This window comes from Candidatus Enterovibrio escicola, from assembly GCF_002464935.1.
GTDB lineage: Bacteria > Pseudomonadota > Gammaproteobacteria > Enterobacterales > Vibrionaceae > Enterovibrio > Enterovibrio escicola.
In genome coordinates this window covers 1-17,909 of the sequence record NZ_NBYY01000006.1, presented here as the reverse complement: position 1 = coordinate 17,909, position 17,909 = coordinate 1, and the positions used below count along the sequence as shown (strand labels likewise).

Genomic DNA, 17,909 nt, shown 5'->3' with positions numbered 1-17,909 from the left:
TGGTGAGATCGTTCAACAGGAAGAAGTCGATTTATAGCTAATTTTGGCTATCACTAGGAGACTAGTGAGCAGTTATATTTATGTAAACAATCGCTTTGAAGCATTCGGTTAAGTTGTTTAAACCGTACGTAATCACATATCTAAAATTTCCGTGTCATTTAACACATATCTTATGTAAGATTTTAATAGATAAACCATAAAATCTGTCTATAGGTCTGAGATATTTATTAGCAGCTTATAGCTCGTAGAGATCACATAACAAATGAGTGGAATAAACCATGACTGCACGTGACCCTATTGTGCCGATGTTACTTGAAAAAGTTTATCATCTAATTGGTAATAAACTAAGCAATAAACAACAATGCCTTGTAGAAACTTTAGCCAAAAGAATTTTGGCACCTATCTCTGACGATGATTTACAAGAAAGGAATGAATCTGATCTTTATGGTGCTGTTATAAGTCTTTGGCATCATTTAAATACGTTTGAACAATCTAAAATTTTTGTAAAGGTATTTAATCCTACACTTAGTGGTGAAGGTTGGCAATCAACTCATACGATAGTTGAGATTTTAACACCGGATGCGCCTTTCTTAGTAGATTCAGTCCGTATGGCTTTAGGTCGTCTTGATATCACTACACACTTGATGCTAAATGGACCACAGCATGTGGTGAAAGATTCGAAGGGAAATGTCGTCGCCATCGGTGGAGAAGAAGGTGAGTGCCAAACGGTCTTTCATATTGAGATTGACCGAATGAGTAGCAAGGAAGAAATGAATGAGTTAGAAAAAGAACTCACCGAAACGTTGACTGATGTTGCATTAGTTGTGAATGATTGGGTACCCATGAGAGAAAAAGTGAAGTCCCTCATTACCGCACTTAAACAAGATAAGCTGCCTGTTGACAAAGAACGTCAAGAAGAGACTATCGAGTTTCTTCAGTGGATTTGTGAGCACAACTTTACATTTATGGGCTACCAATATTATGTGCTAATCGCAATTAAAGGTGACCACATATTAAAACCTTCTGACGAAGTTGGGTTAGGTCTTGCTAAAAAACTCGATCTTGCACGTCTAAGTATTAAACTCTCAGATATGCCGGAGTCGGCGAGGGCAACAGCACTTCGTAAAGAACTATTGATTATAAATAAAGGAAGTAGTAAGTCTCTTGTGCATCGTCCTGCTTATGTTGATTACATTGGTATTAAACGGTTTGATAAAAAAGGAAATGTAATTGGAGAATATCGTTTCCATGGTCTTTATGCTTCCTCTGCGTATAACCAATCTACGAATAGTATTCCTGTATTGCGAAATAAAGTTCAAAGGATACTTGAAGTCAGTGGTTACTATAAAGGGTCACATTCTTGGAAAGAACTCGCCAACATTATTGAGAATTTTCCACGGGACGAATTATTTCAGTCGACAGAAACTGAAATGTTGAATATTGGGATGGGGATCGTACAAGTGCAAGACAGAGATATGTTACGTATTTTTGTGCGCCGCGATCCGTTTGGACGGTTTTTTTCGTGCATGGTCTACATCGCTCGCGAACGCTATAATACAGAATTTCGCAGTGCAACACAAGCTATTCTCAAACAGTATTTTGGATCAGATAAAGAGGTGGAATTTAACACTTTTTTCTCAGAAAGTCCCTTAGCAAGAACCCACTATATCGTGCGTGTTGATAACAATAACTTTGATATCGACGTAAAAAAACTCGAACAAAACCTAAATGAAGCTGCATCATCTTGGGATGACCGCCTCTATAGTTCGGTAATTTCAAATTTTGGTGAGAATAATGGAACGCCTGTTGCGAAACGTTATACACGGGCATTTCCACGTTCTTATAAAGAAGTGACGTTGCCAGGATCTGCAGTTGCAGACATTGAATGTCTTGAACTTTTAAGCGAAGATAAAAAGCTGGATATGCTTTTTTATCGACCGCAAGAAGAGCCTGTAGCGTCAAGATATGTTCGCTTAAAACTATTTCAGAAAGGAGAAGCTATTCATTTATCTGATGTTATGCCGATGCTGGAAAACTTAGGATTGCGTGTGATTGGTGAATCACCATATAAAGTAGAAACAAGTACGGGCGATGTGTTCTGGATCTTGGATTTTTCGATGTTACACAGCGCAGGGGAAGGATTTGTTTTATCAGAAGCGCGTCATCGATTTCAAGATGCGTTTGCGAAAATTTGGGACGGAATATTAGAAAGTGACGGCTTCAACCGTTTAGTGTTGAATGCAGGTTTGACAGGACGTGAAGTCACGATCCTTCGAAGCTATGCTCGCTATATGCGTCAGGTAGCATTCCCGTTCAGTCAAGCCTATATCGAAGATACTTTGGGGTCTCATGTGAATTTGGCGCAATTGTTGGTGAAACTATTCATTAAACGTTTTGCCCCAGATTCTAAGAGTGAGAAAGAGCAGTGTAAAATTATTCAGTTAATTGAAGATGAGTTAGAACAAGTTGAAAGCTTGGATGACGACCGTATTATTCGTCGCTATATGGAAATGATATGCGCAACTCTACGGACCAACTATTTCCAGAAAGATGCAGTGACGGGTGAATTAAAAGACTATTTTTCATTCAAACTTCAACCATCAAACATTCCGGATATTCCAAAACCTGTCCCTGTGTTTGAGATCTTTGTTTATTCACCGGATATTGAAGGTGTTCACCTTCGTGGTGGTAAGGTTGCACGTGGTGGTTTGCGTTGGTCAGATCGCCAAGAAGACTTTCGTACTGAAGTTCTGGGTTTGGTGAAAGCACAGCAAGTGAAAAATACGGTAATCGTGCCTGTGGGTGCGAAAGGTGGTTTTGTATGTAAGAAACAGTATTTGTTTACTGGACGTGATGACCTTCTTGCAGAAGGTCAACGTTGTTATCGAATCTTCATCCGTGGTCTTCTTGATATAACTGATAACATCGTTGAAGGAAGACTTATTTCTCCGATGAGCGTTGTGCGTTACGATGAAGATGATTCGTATTTGGTTGTTGCAGCAGATAAAGGTACAGCGACCTTCTCGGATTTAGCTAATTCAGTTTCAGAAGAATATAATTTCTGGCAGGGAGATGCATTTGCATCGGGCGGTTCAAATGGCTACGATCACAAGGCGATGGGTATTACCGCGAAAGGTGCGTGGGAATCAGTGAAACGGCACTTCCGTGAAATGGACGTTGATTGCCAGAAAACGGATATCACTTGTGTTGCTATTGGTGACATGTCAGGTGATGTGTTTGGTAACGGCATGTTGCTGTCTAAGCGCATTCGATTGTTAGTGGCATTTAACCATTTGCATATATTTATAGATCCAAATCCTGATTCTTCTACATCTTGGGTTGAGCGTGATCGTTTGTCGAAATTGTCACGTTCAAGCTGGGAAGATTATAATCTAAATTTAATTTCTAAGGGAGGTGGTATATTTTCACGAAAAGCAAAGGCTATTGAACTAACTTCTGAAATTCAGAAAATGCTAAATGTTTACAAGCAAACCATGACGCCAAACGAGTTGATAAAACAGGTTCTCAAAACTAATGTGGATTTGCTTTGGAATGCTGGTATTGGAACCTACGTTAAGTCGGAGAAAGAAACCCATACGGATGTTGGTGACCGTGCTAATGATGCATTGCGTGTGAATGGTAATGAATTGGGTGCTAAGGTTGTCAGTGAGGGTGGAAATTTAGGTGCAACCCAATTAGGACGTATTGAATATGCGATGAAGGGTGGTCGTATAAACACAGATTTTATTGATAACGTAGGTGGTGTTGATTGCTCTGATAACGAGGTTAATATCAAAATACTGCTTAACGGTTTGGTGTCTGATGGAGATCTTACCTATAAACAACGTAATCAGTTATTGACGAGTATGGAGTATGAAGTCTCTAAGATTGTGCTTGATAATGCTTATTGTCAGAGTGAGTCAATATCCGTGACGGCGGCACAGAAGGTTTCTTTGCTCAAAGAGCAAATTCGTTTCATTCACTATCTTGAGAAAGATGGTAAACTGGATCGTGCGATGGAATATTTGCCAGATGACGAGACTCTGGCAGAGCGTCAACTTCATGGGAAAGGGCTAACACGTCCAGAAATTGCTGTGTTGTTGGCGTACGGTAAAATGGCTTTGAAAGAACAGTTAGTGATGGATGATATAACCAATGATCCATATTTTGGTGAATTACTTCCTAGGTACTTTCCTAAAGAGTTACAGCGTAACTATAGGAGCGTAATGGAGTCTCACCCCCTGCGTGGTGAGATCATTGCGACAAGTCTGGCAAACCAAATGTCCAATGAAATGGGCTTCAATTTTGTAACACGTATGCAAGATGAAACTGGATCTGGGGTTAGCGATATAGCATCAGCCTACGCCGTTGCACGTGAAGTGTTCTATTTTAATCAAACATTTGAAGATGTTCGTTTATTGGATAATAAAGTACCAACAGCTGTGCAATATGCAATTCTGTTTCGATGCCGGAGAATGCACCGACGTGCAACGCATTGGATCCTACGTAATAGTATTAAAGGACAAAGTATTAAAGGACAAGTTACATTCTATAAACCCGCAATCAAGAATTTGTCAGATAACCTTGAGACTTATCTTGTACCATCAGAGATCAAGGAGCATGAACAGCAGTCTGCTGAGTATACGAAAAAGGGTGTACCTAAATCTATTGCGGATAAAGTGTCTTCTTTACCCAGTCTATTTGCAGGTTTGGATTTGGCTCAAGTTTCCGATAAACTAGATAAACCCTTTGATGTGGTCGCAAAACTTTACTTTGTTTTGGGTGATACTCTGTCGCTGCATTGGTTCCTTAAACAGATCACTAATCAACCTGTTGATAACCATTGGCAAGCGCTTGCTCGCTCTTCATTCCGAGAAGATTTGGCTTGGCAACAACGTTTATTGACTGGACAAATTTTATCGGGAATGAAAAAAGGCGAATCAGCAGAGCTTGGTTTGGAATCTTGGATGGTTGAAAATGCTGTGAGCGTGGGTCGATGGGAAAGTACCGTAGCCGAATTTAAAGTTGGTTCTGCTCATGAATTTGCTAAATTCTCTGTTGCATTGCGGGAGCTTACACTCCTGAATTTGAAATAGATACACAACGTATTGATTAAACAGCCTTGGTTATAAGTTTCTTCTTGGAGATTACATGATGTACCGCTTAGCGAGGTCGGCAATTTTTCAGTTAGATCCAGAATATGCACATGATTTGGCAATTAAATTTTTTAGGCGTTTTACCGGTACACCTCTTGAGATGTTTTATCGACAAAACATACCTTCTCGTCCTGTACAAGTTATGGGACTTCATTTTAAAAACCCAGTAGGTCTTGCGGCGGGCTTAGATAAAAATGGCGAATGTATTGATGCATTCGGTGCGATGGGTTTTGGATTTATTGAAGTAGGAACAGTCACGCCAAAAGCACAGCTAGGTAATGATAAGCCACGGATTTTTCGCGTATTGCCCGCAGAAGGCATAATAAACCGTATGGGTTTCAACAATGTTGGCGTTGATATGCTGGTCGAAAATATTAAAAAGGCGAAGTACAAAGGCATTATTGGGGTTAATATTGGTAAAAACAAGGACACATCACTTGAGAAGTGCAAAGATGATTTTATAATTTGTATGAATAAAGTTTATGATTATGCTGGTTATATTGTTGTAAATATTTCTTCTCCGAACACGCAGGGTCTTCGTTCATTACAATATGGTGAAGCATTTGATGACTTGTTGTGCGCATTAAAATTACGCCAACATGAATTAGCAAAAAATCGCGGAAAGTATGTTCCTGTAGCGTTGAAGATCGCCCCAGATATGACGGAAAAAGAATTGGTACAAGTTGCTGATGCCTTAGTTCGTCACAAGATTGATGGTGTTATTGCAACTAACACCACATTGGATCGTTCGATAGTAGCAGGTATGCCACATGCACACGAATCAGGCGGTTTGAGTGGTCGTCCTATTCAAAATAGGAGTACAAATATTATTTGTCGACTTCATCAAGAATTGAACGATAAATTACCAATTATTGGTGTTGGTGGTGTTGATTCAGTGATAGCTGCGAAAGAGAAAATGATGGCAGGTGCAAAGCTGGTTCAGCTTTACACTGGTTTTATTTATCACGGTCCGAAACTGATTAAAAACATCGTACGAAACATTTAATCAGAAAAATTAATAAATTAGTGAGAAAGAGGATAAGTTTATCCCCTTTTTTTTCGTAAAATCTGTATACACTCCTCGAAAGGTTATTTCAAACGCACTAACTACGAGCCAAATTTATACGAAATGCATGAAGCAGGGGTGGGGTGAACACGATGTTGAAACCAAGTAATGTATGGAAGTGGTACTTCGACGCGAATGCACAAGCACTAATGCTTGATTTGGATCTGGATATGGTATTTAAGGTGTCGATTGATAAAAAATATCTTACACCAGACGCTTTTTTTGATGCTCCATTTACTGTTGGTGACGCGTCATTATTTGAGGCTTACGCAGATGTAGTGGGTCATCTTCCTTTATCGAAACCTCGTCGAACAGAACTTGTTTTGAACGCAGTGGCAGCAAACCGCTTCCATAAACCGCTCCTCCCAAAAAGCTGGTTTTTTCATGTACAAGAAGGGAAGATGGCATCAATTGGAGGTTCCCTTCTTGTACTACAAACCGATTTCGGTAATGAAGTGTTTCTAGTGATAGAAAATGTAGGTGCAGCATCATTATGTATGCATACAAGCGAGTCGCCGTTGAGGCTAACTGAAACAAAAGAAATGTGGTTTTGTGAAACTATAAAAGTGATGAATAATCGGTTATCTCCATATCAACAAAAATACGATAACGGTAGCCGTCATTATGCATTAGTGGGTTGATATAGCTAAATAATTATAATGTGATCTAATGTGCAAATGGCTTGTAGTTTAGATTTTCGTCAGCGAGTTTTTACTTACTTAAAGAAGAACAAGAATTAATGTTCAAACAAACAAGCGTTAATTTTGATGTTGGAATGTGGACTTTATTTCGTTGGGCTAAATAAGATAGAGCCTTGTCGTAGCCGACATAAACCTGCTACAAAAATTTATGAGAGTATTCTACTTAAGGATGTAGAGGAGTTTTCTGATGATTACCATGGGTAGCGGAACACAACGCCTTAATGTCACGCAACCTGCGATTCACTATGCATTGAAGCGCCTCAATATCACCTTTAAAAACTCTATTTTACCATAAAGCTTGTAAACAAAAACGGCAAGACTTCAGCGAAAAAATAGAGAAATATCAAGAAGAAGGTAGATCCATCATCTACTTAACCTGAACTGAGCATAATAAATAAATTAAATGCCAAAGTTACGATCTGATCGTTTAAAAAACTATTGACTGCATAAGAACTTTGGTATGAATAACTTAGACGCTGTTCTCGTCCATGTCGCTGACTTCTGCCAAACTTTCCTCCCTGCATGGAAAAAACACCTCATTTCTTCCGGTATCTAACAAAGAAACAAATCTTCTCACCTCTCCGTTAGCGAAGTGATGACGATAGTGATAACTTTCCATCAATCTAGGTATCAAAACTTCAAAACCTATTACATCCACTTTGTTTGTCGCGACCTCACCAACGAATTTCCTGAATTAGTCAGCTACACGCGAATAGTTAAGCTCATGCAAGGTGTTTTGGTTCCGTTTTGCTCTTATCTCACTCACTATCAGGCACTGCAGATAGGGATTGCCTTCGTCAATTCATCTAAGCTACAGGTTTGTCACAACTTACGCATTCTCAGACATCAGGTTTTTAAATGTACCGCGAAGCTAGGAAAAGGAACGATGTGGTGGTTATACGGCTTCACATTACAGCTTATTATCAATGACCAAGGTGGCATTATATCGGTCAAAGTAACGACGGCTAACGTGGATGATAGAAAATCTGTGTCGGAAATGGCTGACGAGCTTTGGGGATGTTTATACGGAGACACAGGTTATATCTCTGTTCCATTGACGAGCTGTTTTATCAGCCCGTGGCTTATGCCAATTTATTTTTATCTAGCTATAGTTAGTTCGGATCGTCAAACTAATTTTTTTAATTGAAAAACGTTCATGATCTTACCTTAGTCACTATACCTTAATGTCGGAGAAATAGCTCAGTGTAGTCGAGGAGATCTAAATAATTCTTCTGTTGACGAATTGAGTTAACTGTGATGAATTCGGGTATAATTATCCGAAGTGTTCCTCAGAATTTATCCCCATGAATCAATATTTAGCAATTACCTCCCACTGTCTCGAAAACCTATTAGCAGAAGAACTCGAACAATTGGGTGCCAGTAACATTAAACCCGTTAACGCGGGAGTTCGTTTTCTGGCTGATCAACAGACTCTTTATACTTGCTGTCTTTGGAGCCGTACAGCATCGCGTTTCATTTTTATTTTAAGCGAGTTTGATGTTCGTGATGACATGGATTTGTATTCGGGAGCTTTTGCTATTAACTGGCCACAATACTTCAGTTCGGAAAAACGTATCATTGTTGATTTCAAGGGTACTAACCAAAAAATACGGAATAGCCAATACGGTGCATTGAAAGTAAAAGATGCCATTATAGACTGCTTTCTAAAGATAGCTTCTGATCGTCCTAGCATTGATCGTGAGCAACCTGATCTTCGTATTTACATGCGTCTGTTTGGCCAAAAAGGCCTGTTGGGTATTGATATGGTTGGTGGTAGTTTGCACCAACGTGGTTATCGTACTGAAGCAGGTGTCGCCCCTCTTCGTGAAACTCATGCAGCTGGACTAGTTAAAAAAAGTGGTTGGTCATTTGATCACCCATTATTCGACCCTATGTGTGGTTCAGGTACGTTGCTGATTGAAGCAGCAATGATGATTGCACAAATTGCACCAGGTCTTAAACGCAAACGTTGGAGCTTTGAATCTCTTAAATCATTTAATCGTGAAAAGTGGATGGAAGTCCACGCACGTGCGACCTTTCAATCACAAAAAAATCGTGTGACCTGTGGGACACACTTCTTTGGTTTTGATAATGACGCTCGTGTCCTAGAAATAGCAAAGTCTAACGCACAACGTGCTGGTGTGTTGGATCTTATCCAGTTTGAACTGTGTGACACGTCAACGATGACTAAGCCTGTTGGATTTGAGACTGGTCATATTATCTGTAATCCACCATATGGTAAACGTTTGGGTAGCACGATTGGTCTGATCTCATTATATACGCAACTTGGTGTGCAATTAAAAACAAAATTTAAAGGATCTATTGCCTCTATCTATTCTGGATCAGATGAATTGCTTAGCTGTCTACGTATGCGTGCAAATAGCAATTATAAGCTGCGTAATGGTGCGCTGGACTGTGTTATGAAAACTTATCAGATTACAGCGCGTGGCGAGGAGATAACTGATACAGGTTCAAAAACGTATTCTTCCAATATGGCATCTGGGTTTTCTAACCGTCTGCGTAAAAAAGTACAAAAGTTGGATAAATGGGCAAAACGACAAGGTATCGAATGCTACCGCTTGTATGATGCTGATTTGCCTGAATACAACGTTGCGATTGACCGTTATAAAGATTTTATTGTGATCCAAGAATACGTTGCCCCAAAAGAGGTGCCAGCAGCAAAAGCACGTCTTCGACTGCAAGACATCGTTCGTGAAATCATTAATGTAACCAGCATCAATGAAAACAATATAATTATGAAAGTACGTGAAAAGAAAAAAGGTAATAACCAATATCAAAAACTTAGCACTGCAAAACGATTTTTGGAGGTCGTTGAGTACGGGGTGAATCTAGAGGTTAACTTAGAAGATTATTTGGATACAGGTTTATTCTTAGATAACCGTAATATACGCAAAATGTTAGGAGAAAAAGCAAAAGGTAAAGATTTCCTTAATTTGTTTGGGTATACCGGAACGGCCACTGTGTATGCTGCAGTTGGTGGTGCAAAGTCAACCACAACGGTTGATATGTCGAAGACTTATCTGGCATGGGCTGAACGTAACATGAAGTTCAACGGAAAAGTAGGGCGTCAACATCGGTTTATTCAAGCGGATTGCTTGAAGTGGCTTTCAAAGGCTTATGGTCAGTATGGCTTGATCTTTATTGATCCACCAACGTTTTCTAACTCTAAGCGTATGAAAGTCACTTTTGATGTACAACGTGATTATCTGAACTTGATGTGGTATTTAAAGCGTTTGCTGTGCCCGAATGGCGAGATTATATTTTCAAATAACAAGCATAACTTTAAAATGAATTTAAAGTTATTAAATGAATTAGGACTGTTTGGACAAAATATTAGTGAACGTTCAATTCCCTTTGACTTTGAGCGTAACAAACAAATGCACAACTGCTGGATTATCACGCACAAGGACGGTTAATGACTTAATCCGTGAAAGGCTGTCATCGTTGTGAGAACTCATTCACACTTTATCAACTAGTGGGTAATATCACTTCCTTAATACGTTTTTGGTATCGCATTTTATGACATGCTTTTCTTACGTTAAGGCATCACCACTACCAGTGGTTTTTCTTTGAAATAAAGACGGATTAGTTGTCAAATAATTAACCTTTCGATTCATTAGCACTATAAATAGGGTTATATAAACATGGTATTAATTAGTATCACCAACGCACAATTAGCATACGGCGATAACCCGTTACTTGATAAAGCAGACTTTGTTCTTCAACCTAGTGAAAGGGTGTGTTTGGTTGGTCGAAATGGTGCTGGAAAATCAACACTAATGAAGGTACTTCATGCTACTGTTCAGCTTGATGATGGTAGTGTAAACCGTCAAAAAGACTTAAAAATATCTCTCCTTGAGCAGGATCCTCCGTGTAATGCTGCAGGTGCAGTGGTGGATTTTGTTGCTGAAGGTTTGGCAGAAGCATGGGTGCTCCTCAAGAAATATCATGAGTTGATTGAAGTTATACAAACGGACTCTAGTAAAAAAAACATTAATAACTTAGCTCGAGTGCAAGACCGACTGGATCAAAGTGGTGGATGGCATTTGGAGAATAAGATCACAGTGGTGCTGGATGCACTTCAGTTGGATGGCAATAAAAAATTGAGGGAACTGTCTGGTGGCGGGCAACGTAAATCCGCGTTGGCGAGGGCATTGGTTTGTGAATCGGATATACTGTTACTGGATGAACCTACTAACCACTTGGACGTTACGACGATCATGTGGTTAGAAATATTTCTTAAAAACTTTAAAGGTGCCATTGTTTTTATTTCGCATGACCGTGCATTTATCCGTGCAATGGCTACTCGGATCGTTGACCTTGATCGGGGTATATTGACATCTTGGCCTAGTAATTATGAAAAGTATCTTGAGGGAAAAGAAGAATCTTTACGCGTTGAGGCGGAACAACATATTGAATTTGATAAGAAACTTGCTCTAGAAGAGACATGGTTCCGTCAAGGTATCAAAGCACGTCGAACCCGTAATGAAGGGCGCGTTCGTATGTTAAAACGACTACGCCAGGAACGTACCGATCGGGTGGAAACATTGGGTAATGCTACTATTCTACTAGAGGATGCATCAAAGTCTGGTAAAATTGTATTTGAAGCAAGTAACATTAGTTATCACTGGGACGATAAACTACTAATTGAAAATTTTAGCTTTAATGTAATGCGTGGAGATCGTATTGCGCTGATTGGTCCCAATGGGTGTGGTAAGAGTACCTTGCTAAAAATTATGTTGCAGAAACTCGAAGTTATTTCTGGTAAATTTCGGGTTGGCACCAAACTAAAACTCGCTTACTTTGATCAATACCGAGAAAAGCTAGATCCAGAAAAAACAGTGATAGATAACCTTGCTGAAGGTAAATTAGAAGTAGAAGTGGGTGGTCACAAACGTCACATACTGGGCTACTTACAAGATTTTCTGTTTCATCCTCGTCGTGCTCGAACTTTGGTTAAAGCGCTTTCTGGTGGCGAGAAAAATAGATTGTTACTTGCCCGCTTATTCTTGGAACCTGCGAACTTACTGGTACTTGATGAACCAACTAATGATTTAGATATCGAAACACTGGAACTTTTAGAAGAATTGCTTGCCAACTATCAGGGTACATTACTATTGGTGAGCCATGATCGTCAATTCGTTGATAACACAGTTACCTACAGTTGGGTGTTCGAAGGTGATGGTATTATTCGTGAATTTGCGGGGGGTTATCACGACGCAATGCAGCAACGTGATAACTATCTGAAGGTAATTGGAAATGAGAAACTTCAAAAATTTAAAGATCCATCAACTTCAGAAACGTTTGAAAAATCGCGCGTGGTTAATCATCCACCGAAAAAACTGTCTAACAAGTTACAAAGAGAGTTAGATGGTCTTCCACAACTTCTTGAAAACTTAGAAAACAATATTCTACAAATTCAAAAATTGGTAAACGATCCTGCGTTCTTCCAGCGGAGTAATGAAGAAACTCAGCCTGTACTTCAACGATTGAGTGAAACTGAGGCAGAATTGCAAGTCGCGTTTGAACGATGGGAAGAGCTAGAAGGGATATAAAAGGAATCGTAATGCAGTTCAATAAATATAAATTTTCTGCTGTTGCCTCCATAGTAGCTTGTGTGTCAGCATTTTCGAATGCTGCCTTTTATGATGTTGAAAGATTAGATAATACTTCGGTAAGTGAATCATCAATAGCAACAGCTATTTCCCCAAATGGTTCTAGAATCACAATCGAAGTACTTCGTGGATCGGTAGGGTTGAACTATTCTGAAGAGTTGCCACGAATGACTGATTTCAAACACTATCAAAATAGCTTTAAAAACTTAAAAAACTATTGTTTGACTTATTTGAGTTATACTACCTGTGGTTCTTGGGCAGAGGAACAGTGGTATGGACTTAAAAATACAGGAGAAATATGTGATAGCGAAGACCCAGAGCAAGTTTGTGCAGGTGGTTTGAAAAAAGAAGTTGATGCTTGGCACAATGGTTACACAAGTAATAGTATTGCTTGGTTGGATGGCAACCGTGTAAAATTGGGCAAACTAACGCATTTGGAGCTATATACACGTTAAACATAGCCATTGTTTTTGGTTCCTCGTCAGTCGCCAGTATGGCAGATTCAGGAAGCAGGGATAAAGTTCCTGAAGGATCGAACCTTTTAAACCTTAATAGCTGCATCTCTCCGATAAATTATAGTGAACGTGCATGTCAGTACTATCAATTTGCAAACCAAGCGTCAGTTTGGTTACAGGGACTTGGTGTTTCTCAACCTAATAATGCTCGCATTATCGCAAACTTTCCGAGCGGTACTACAGCCAATGGTGGCAAGACAGCCCAAGCGACAGTAAGAGCAGCTGCACTTACTAGTAGGTTTGGTGATCCTGTTATGGTGGGTTTTAATACTTACAATTACGGTAGCGTTTTTTATGCTCGTGCAGTAAAGTTTATACCTGTTTCAGATTTTAGTACTTGTATTTCCGATTTAAAAACTGATGCGAGCCAACGTTGCTGGACAATAGCATTGATTCCAGGGATCGAAATCCGACAAGGGCAAGTTGGAGATATTATTTATAGTTATACCGAGGCTAATGATATTAACCAAAATGGCATAGTGGTCGGTGTAGTTAAAAATCGCCGGAAATTTAATGGTACGTATGCTGAAAACGTTTTTATTAACGAAGGATCATCAACAAGTATTTTAGGTGTATCAAATAGTCCACTATTTTTTAATGGTTACGCTGCGACAGCGTCAGCTATTAACAATGCAAATGAACTTGTCGGTAAAGTGGATATAGAAACAGCACGTGATCGTGCACGACGTCAACGAGGTTACATTTACCTGTATGGCTCAGCAGCGACTTATCTAGCTTTAATAACACACGTGGTTGGTTGCTTGATGATTTAACTAATGATAATAATACATCTAGTTACAACAACAAATTCCGTGTAGCTGAAGCATTTGATATTGCCGCATCAGCATTTTTTTGTGCGACTGGCTATAGTTCATCTGCAAAAAATGCATTGTGTAATGATCACGAAGAGCTGGTAGCCGTTAAATTGACACGTGGCTTTGGTAATATCATTCTTCGGATAGATGATATGTTAAATATAAATCGTAGTGGTGGTTGTGTAGGTGTGATGGGTCTTGGATTGCTGATGTTTTCTGCTTTTCTCCGACGGAGAAAAGTTTTTTAGCCAGTTATCACATTTTTTCTAGGATTAATCATCAACTACTTGATTATTTTTTAAACATGCGTGACTCTTAATTGGTGTGGTTAGTACAAGTTTTACTCTTATGAACTCTTTATTTTAAGGTAATTACGTCACAATATATGAGGCGGTAATATGAAAAGACAGAAGCGAGATCGTTTAGAACGCGCACAGTCCAAAGGGTATCAAGCCGGAGTGAATGGTCGATCCTCTGAGGCATGCCCTTATCACAATATAGATACTCGTTGCCAATGGTTAGGAGGTTGGCGCGATGGGAGAGATATAAAAACAACGAACATGAAATAATGAAGGCCTTTTAAACATCTTAACTTATAAACTTCATCATAGGTAAATGCTATCGTTTGTAAGTGTTTAGAGCTGACGGAATCTTACTAATACTAACGCTCTTTAAGCTGGATGGTTTTTTGCCATGAATTCAGGTCTGAAGTGCGATACTTCCCAATGAAGTCGCTAATGCCATTGCTTTAAAAATAACGGCATGCTGCTTAAATCCTAAATATCGTTTAGGCCGATGATTAATCCTTGTTTGGGTGAAGGTAATCTCTTCATCGGCGACTCTTCTTAAGACTGTTTCTTTCTTTGCGTCCTCTTTCAACAACCAATTAGCATTTTTGTTTTCCCATTGTTTAAGGGTAGGAAAGGTGGATTTCAACATCCAAATCTTTTTCTATCATGTCAAGATGAGTAAATTTCCGAGTATTATCTGGCGTAATCGTAAGGACATGCTTTTTGTATGGTATAAATAACTCAATTATCGCTGCGATGATATCCGATGCCGATTCCGATGCTATTTTTTCGCACTCCATAAAGTGAAATACACAACCTATCGGAGAGCCAGACAGACGGAAATATACTTTCCGTATCCTCTCTTTCTATGGAAATGTGCATGACTTATAAATAGTTAAATTAACTTCAGATCTGCATAAGTCCTTGCTTATCAAGTTGAGTTATCTTGAAGCTCAGCTTCTTTGGTTGAAATGAATACGCGATGAAGCCTGCCAGCAAGTTGACCATAAATCTGATACAACTACGGTGCCGAGAATGCTCGATTTGGGATATGTTTTTAGTTGATCAAAAACAGTTTCAATAATAAATCCTTTCCGGAGTATCAGGTGGTCCTAAGGTTTCATCACTTTTGATTTCATATTTCTTTTCATACCCGTTATTAGTGTCACTCCCTTGTCTGAGAGTTCCCGCTACAATGGACTAGAGATATAACCTTTATCTCTATATAACACCCCCAAAGATCGTCGGCCATTTCCGATATAGGCTTTTTATCATCCACGTTAGCCGTCGTCACTTTGACTGAGATAATGCTCTCTTGGTCATTGATAATAAGCTGTAATTTGAAACCATAGAACCACCCCATCGTTCCTTTTTCTCTGTTTCGCAGAACCTTTAAAAACCTGATGTTTGAAAATGCATAGGTTGTAACAAACCTGTAGCTTGGATGAATCAACGAAGGCAATCCCTGTCGGCCTTGCCTGCCTGTGAGTGAGGTAAGAGCAAAGCGGAGCTAGAACACCTTGCATGAGCTTTAGCATTCGCGTGTAGCTTATTAATTCAGGAAATGCGTTGGTGAGGTCGCGACACACAAAGTGGATGTAATAGGTTTTGAAGTTTTGATACCTAGATTGATGGAAAGTTATCACTTCGCTAATGGAGAGGTGAGAAGGTTTGTTTCTTTGTTTGATATCGGAAGAAATGAGGTGTTTTTTCCATGCAGGAAGGAAAGCTTGGCAGAAGTCGTCGACATCGACGAAAACAGTGTTTAAGTTATTCATGCCCAACTCTTTATGTAGTCAATGGTTTTTTTTAAACGGTCAGATCATCATGGAGTTAAGTAGGAGGTGATGATGGAAAAGGTATTTTCAAGATCCCACTTCGTGGATTAGAAGGCTTTCTCAATTTAGTTTTTACGTTGATGAATATCCTACTGAAATCCCCTACATATACCTGTATTAGTAGGCTTTCTAAGACCGTAAAAGTTAAGTACCGTTTGCCGAGGAGAGGAGCAGTCGAACACGTCATTATTGATGCTACAGACATAAAAGTATAGGTCGAAGGTGCATAGAAAACTCGTAAACAGGGTCAGGAGGAGAGGTGTATCTGGCGCAAACGTCATCGTGCCGTTGATGTGTCTACTCATGAGATTATTGCTGCAGAAGTTAACCTAGTTTCTTTGGGTGATAATGAGTTTTTACCTATATTGCTTAACCTATTGCGATGAAAGATACAGCAAGTTAGTGCTGATGGAGCCTATGCTATAAAAGCATGTCACCTCGTACTAAAAAATAAAGTAATAATATCCAATATTCTACTTTGAAGAAACGTAGGGGATTAGGAGGAAGGGCATCCTAGACATGAAGCTGTAAAGGCATTAGTAAGAAGATAAATTAGCGGAGTTGGAAAAGGACAGGGTTTATCACAAACGCTCTTTAGCAGAGACAGCAATGTTTCGCTATAAACAGTTGCTCCGTCCTAGATTCACTCTACGTGATTACAATGCTTAAGCGCTAGCAAATGTAAAAGTGATAAACAAGGTTATAAGACTCGGTATATCTGTTCGCCAGCAGACGAATGAAGACTGTAAAGAAGATTGTGATCAGTGTGTTGTAGGCCTAATTATATCAAATATACCGAGTATATTTACCCTGTAAAACTCATTTTACATAGCTAATAAGCGACTAAGGTCTTTTTTGAGCGAAGCCAGTTTCTTGTGGGTATTCTGAGAACGATCTACTTCACCAAGTAAATATTCGATAGTATAAGACAAGGTTGCATCGAGGTTATGAGCTTTTGTTGATAACTTTTCCCACACTTTAAAATCGAGATCTATGGATTTCTTACGTGTATGTTCCTGTTCCGCATTGAAATACCGCTTACGCTTGGCACGAATCGCTTGTTTAAGTTTTTTATCAAGCTTTGGCGCCATATATTCACTTATCCATTCAACCACTTTGGTGGGCTCATGTTTAAATGACAACAAGGTGTTGGTTATCGCTTGTATTTCACTATTATTAATATATCTCGTAACGTTGCTACCTTCGTTGTATTTTTTAATCAAATAGGCCCACTTCCATTCAATTTCGAGGTTTTCGAGTTGTTTATATTTCATATTTTTAGTGTTCTAAGTTAAGTGCACTACGAATGTTAAGGACATTATCAGTTTAACAGACTGTTGCTTTTTAAGCAAAGAACAGTTTTTAGTTATCTTTAAATTTAGGTCTGAAGTGCGTCGCTTCCAATCAAGCGTGCTATTATCATTTCTTTAAAAATAACGGGAGGTTGTATAAAACCTAAACATCGCCTAGTCTGATGATTGATTACTTATCCCTGACCAGTTTTAACCTGATTTGCATATAAGAAATGAATTAAATGCACAATCCTCGATCTGATCGTTTGAAAAAAACTATCGACTTCATAAGAACTTATCATAAATAACTTAGATGCTGTTGTCCTCGATGTCGATGACTTCTGCCAGAGTTTCCTCCCTGCATGGGACAAACACCTAATTTCTTCCGGTATTAAACAAAGAAACAAGCCTTCTCACCTCTCCGTTAGCGAAGTGATGACGATAGTGATAACTTTCCATCAATCTAGGTATCAAAACTTCAAAACCTATTACATCCACTTTGTGTGTCGCGACCTCACCAACGAATTTCCTGAATTAGTTAGTTACACGCGAATGCTAAAGCTCATGCAAGGTGTTCTAGTTCCGCTTTGCTCTTACCTC

General features: G+C 39.2%; 11 protein-coding genes and 4 pseudogenes. 12 read left to right on the top strand and 3 right to left on the bottom strand.

The window, feature by feature from the left end; genetic code table 11:
- The first annotated feature begins 278 nt into the window (after window positions 1–278).
- From BTN49_RS01475 to rmf, 10 genes and pseudogenes are all read left to right on the top strand, one after another.
- Window positions 279–5,096: an NAD-glutamate dehydrogenase gene (locus tag BTN49_RS01475; RefSeq protein ID WP_097355729.1), complete on the top strand. Its 4,818-nt coding sequence runs from the start codon at window positions 279–281 to the stop codon at window positions 5,094–5,096.
- 55 nt (window positions 5,097–5,151) lie between these two features.
- Window positions 5,152–6,162 carry a quinone-dependent dihydroorotate dehydrogenase gene (gene pyrD / locus BTN49_RS01470; protein ID WP_097355728.1) on the top strand — a complete coding sequence of 337 codons (1,011 nt, stop codon included), beginning with the start codon at window positions 5,152–5,154 and terminating at the stop codon, window positions 6,160–6,162.
- A gap of 152 nt (window positions 6,163–6,314) precedes the next feature.
- Entirely contained in the window at window positions 6,315–6,863 is a 549-nt protein-coding gene (locus BTN49_RS01465; protein ID WP_097355727.1) for a cell division protein ZapC domain-containing protein, read from the top strand.
- Between the two features lie 520 nt (window positions 6,864–7,383).
- Window positions 7,384–7,980, top strand: a pseudogene (locus BTN49_RS01455) (IS982 family transposase); the annotation flags it as partial.
- 247 nt (window positions 7,981–8,227) lie between these two features.
- Window positions 8,228–10,360, top strand: coding sequence for a bifunctional 23S rRNA (guanine(2069)-N(7))-methyltransferase RlmK/23S rRNA (guanine(2445)-N(2))-methyltransferase RlmL (rlmKL, locus tag BTN49_RS01450; protein ID WP_097355725.1), 2,133 nt, complete (start codon window positions 8,228–8,230; stop codon window positions 10,358–10,360).
- 228 nt (window positions 10,361–10,588) lie between these two features.
- The gene (gene uup, locus BTN49_RS01445; protein WP_097355724.1) at window positions 10,589–12,499 is read left to right on the top strand and encodes an ATP-binding cassette ATPase Uup; all 1,911 of its coding nucleotides are present in this window, start codon (window positions 10,589–10,591) and stop codon (window positions 12,497–12,499) included.
- Complete coding sequence (locus BTN49_RS17000; protein ID WP_223824069.1) at window positions 12,475–13,014, top strand: hypothetical protein; 540 nt, start codon at window positions 12,475–12,477, stop codon at window positions 13,012–13,014. The genes uup and BTN49_RS17000 overlap by 25 nt, the downstream gene beginning before the upstream one ends.
- A 38-nt stretch (window positions 13,015–13,052) precedes the next feature.
- Complete coding sequence (locus BTN49_RS16995; RefSeq protein ID WP_338026448.1) at window positions 13,053–13,847, top strand: DUF3466 family protein; 795 nt, start codon at window positions 13,053–13,055, stop codon at window positions 13,845–13,847.
- Window positions 13,832–14,137: a hypothetical protein gene (locus BTN49_RS16990; RefSeq protein ID WP_223823842.1), complete on the top strand. Its 306-nt coding sequence runs from the start codon at window positions 13,832–13,834 to the stop codon at window positions 14,135–14,137. The genes BTN49_RS16995 and BTN49_RS16990 overlap by 16 nt, the downstream gene beginning before the upstream one ends.
- A gap of 150 nt (window positions 14,138–14,287) precedes the next feature.
- Window positions 14,288–14,458, top strand: coding sequence for a ribosome modulation factor (rmf, locus tag BTN49_RS01435; protein ID WP_097355723.1), 171 nt, complete (start codon window positions 14,288–14,290; stop codon window positions 14,456–14,458).
- A gap of 341 nt (window positions 14,459–14,799) precedes the next feature.
- Here rmf and BTN49_RS12605 read toward each other — a convergent pair whose 3' ends face one another.
- Together BTN49_RS12605 and BTN49_RS19920 are read right to left on the bottom strand one after the other, a co-directional pair.
- Window positions 14,800–14,979, bottom strand: a complete 180-nt coding sequence (locus tag BTN49_RS12605; RefSeq protein WP_146679000.1) for a hypothetical protein — start codon at window positions 14,977–14,979, stop codon at window positions 14,800–14,802.
- 106 nt (window positions 14,980–15,085) lie between these two features.
- Window positions 15,086–15,957 (bottom strand): annotated as a pseudogene (locus BTN49_RS19920) (IS982 family transposase).
- Between the two features lie 77 nt (window positions 15,958–16,034).
- On the opposite strand from BTN49_RS19920, the pseudogene BTN49_RS19915 reads away from it, so the two are divergent.
- Both BTN49_RS19915 and BTN49_RS19910 read left to right on the top strand, forming a co-directional pair.
- Window positions 16,035–16,400: pseudogene (locus BTN49_RS19915) on the top strand (transposase); the annotation flags it as partial.
- Between the two features lie 117 nt (window positions 16,401–16,517).
- A pseudogene (locus tag BTN49_RS19910) lies at window positions 16,518–16,833 on the top strand (hypothetical protein); the annotation flags it as partial.
- Between the two features lie 8 nt (window positions 16,834–16,841).
- On the opposite strand, the gene matP reads toward BTN49_RS19910, so the two are convergent.
- On the bottom strand, window positions 16,842–17,291 hold the full coding sequence (gene matP, locus BTN49_RS01415; RefSeq protein WP_097355720.1) for a macrodomain Ter protein MatP: 450 nt from the start codon (window positions 17,289–17,291) through the stop codon (window positions 16,842–16,844).
- Window positions 17,292–17,909 lie beyond the last annotated feature (618 nt).